Below are 2,693 nucleotides of genomic sequence, written 5' to 3'. Positions count from 1 at the left end.
AAGAAGTGGGTCTATTCCTTCGGTGACGGCAAGGCGGAAGGCGCGGCGTCGATGCGCAATCTCCTTGGCGGCAAGGGCGCGAACCTCGCCGAGATGTCCAATCTCGGACTGCCGGTGCCGCCGGGCTTTACCATCACCACGGAAGTCTGCACCGCCTTCTACGCCAACGACCGTCAGTATCCGGCCGAACTCGAGGCCCAGGTGACGGCCGCGCTCGATCATGTCGGCAAGGCGGTCGGCGCCACCTTCGGCGATGCCGCCAATCCGCTGCTCGTCTCCGTCCGCTCCGGCGCGCGGGCGTCGATGCCGGGCATGATGGACACGGTGCTCAATCTCGGCCTCAACGACGTCACGGTGTCGGGGCTCGCGAAGCGGTCGGGCGACGAGCGCTTCGCCTTCGACAGCTATCGCCGCTTCATCCAGATGTATTCCGACGTGGTGCTCGAGGTCGATCATCACCACTTCGAGGAAATCCTCGAATATTACAAGGAAGAGCACGAGCGTTCGCTCGACACCGATCTCACCGCCGCCGACTGGCAGGACGTGATCCACCGCTACAAGGCGCGGATCGAGGAAGAGCTCGGGCGGCCCTTCCCGCAGGATGTGCATGAGCAGCTCTGGGGCGCGATCGGCGCCGTCTTCGGCTCGTGGCGCAATGCGCGCGCGGAAACCTATCGCCGCCTCCACAACATTCCCGAAAGCTGGGGCACCGCCGTCAATGTGCAGGCGATGGTCTTCGGCAATATGGGCGATACCTCGGCCACCGGCGTCGCCTTCACGCGCAACCCGTCGACCGGCGAGCGCGCCGTCTATGGCGAGTTTCTGGTCAACGCGCAGGGCGAGGACGTCGTTGCCGGCATCCGCACGCCGCAATCGCTGACGAAAAAGGCGCGGCTCGAAGCGAAGGACACGAAGCCCTCGATGGAAGAGGCGATGCCCGAAGTCTTCGCCGAGCTTTCGGCGGTCTTCGAGCGGCTCGAAAAGCACTACACCGACATGCAGGATGTCGAGTTCACGGTGCAGAACGCGAAGCTCTGGATGCTCCAGACGCGCGCCGGCAAGCGCACGGCCAAGGCCGCGCTCAAGATCGCCGTCGACATGGCGCATGAAGGGCTCATCGACGAGAAGACTGCGATCACCCGCGTCGATCCGGCCGCGCTCGACCAGCTTCTTCACCCGACGCTCGATCCCGACGCGCCGCGCGACGTCATCGCCACGGGCCTGCCCGCCTCTCCGGGTGCTGCGGCCGGCGAAGTCGTCTTCTCGTCCGACGAGGCGGCGGCGGCCAAGGCCGACGGCCGCAATGTCATTCTGGTGCGCATCGAGACCTCGCCGGAAGACATTCACGGCATGCATTCGGCGGTCGCGATCCTGACCACGCGCGGCGGCATGACGAGCCACGCGGCGGTCGTCGCGCGCGGCATGGGCCGGCCTTGCGTCTCCGGCGTCGGCTCGATCCGCATCGACTACAAGACCGAGCAGTTCACCGTGATGGGCATTACGGTGAAAAAAGGCGACATCATCACCGTCGATGGTTCGACCGGACAGGTCATCAAGGGCGAGGTGCCGATGCTCCAGCCGGAGCTGTCGGGCGATTTCGCGACCCTAATGGGTTGGGCCGACAGCCATCGCCGCATGAAGGTCCGCACCAATGCCGAGACGCCGCTCGACGCGGCGACGGCCCGCAAGTTCGGGGCCGAGGGCATCGGCCTCTGCCGGACCGAGCACATGTTCTTCGACGAGACGCGCATCGTCGCCGTCCGCCAGATGATCCTGGCCGACGACAGCAGGGGCCGCCGCGCGCCGCTCGACAAGATCCTGCCGATGCAGCGGGACGATTTCCGCCAGCTCTTCGTCATCATGAAGGGCCTGCCGGTCACGATCCGCCTGCTCGACCCGCCGCTCCACGAATTCCTGCCCAAGACGCCCGAGGAAATCGCCCAGGTTTCGGCCGCGACCGGGATGCCGGCCGACAAGCTCGCCCGGCGGGTGCAGGAGCTGCACGAGTTCAATCCGATGCTCGGCCATCGCGGCTGCCGCCTCGGCATCACCTATCCCGAGATCTACGAAATGCAGGCGCGCGCCATCTTCGAGGCCGCCATCGAGGCGGCCAAGGAGACCGGCGAGGCCGTGACGCCCGAGATCATGATCCCCCTCGTCTCGATGAAGGCCGAGCTAGACCTGCTGAAGGACAAGATCGTCGCCGTGGCGGCGGCGGTCGAAAAGGAGAAGGGGACGAAGCTCGTCTACCAGATCGGCACCATGATCGAACTGCCGCGGGCCGCCCTGATGGCCCGGCAGATCGCCGAATCGGCCGAGTTTTTCTCCTTTGGAACCAATGACTTGACGCAAACGACCTATGGCATCAGCCGGGACGATGCGGCCAATTTCATGAATGACTACCTGACCAAGAAGCTCATCTCCCAGGACCCCTTCGTCTCGCTCGACCCCGAGGGCGTGGGCGAACTCGTCCGCATCGCGGCCGAGCGGGGCCGGACCACCCGGCCGGAGATCAAGCTCGGCATCTGCGGCGAGCATGGCGGCGACCCGGCCTCGATCGCCTTCTGCGAGGAGGTGGGTCTCACCTATGTCTCCTGCTCGCCCTACCGGGTGCCGATCGCCCGCCTCGCGGCGGCCCAGGCGGCTCTTTCGGTGGCCGCGAATGCCGGGCATGAGTGAACGGAAATCTGGCC

General features: G+C 66.0%; 1 protein-coding gene. It reads left to right on the top strand.

Annotated features, from left to right (window positions below):
- Window positions 1–2,679 (top strand): pyruvate, phosphate dikinase (gene ppdK / locus VMR03_RS12970; RefSeq protein ID WP_325405867.1); only part of this gene is annotated, 2,679 nt, incomplete at its 5' end.
- Window positions 2,680–2,693: the final 14 nt, after the last annotated feature.

Origin of the sequence: Parvibaculum sp., from assembly GCF_035511255.1 — a bacterium.
In the GTDB taxonomy this organism is placed as follows: Bacteria; Pseudomonadota; Alphaproteobacteria; order Parvibaculales; family Parvibaculaceae; genus Parvibaculum.
Note: the sequence above shows the minus strand (reverse complement) of the source record. Positions and strands in the feature narration are given on the sequence as shown.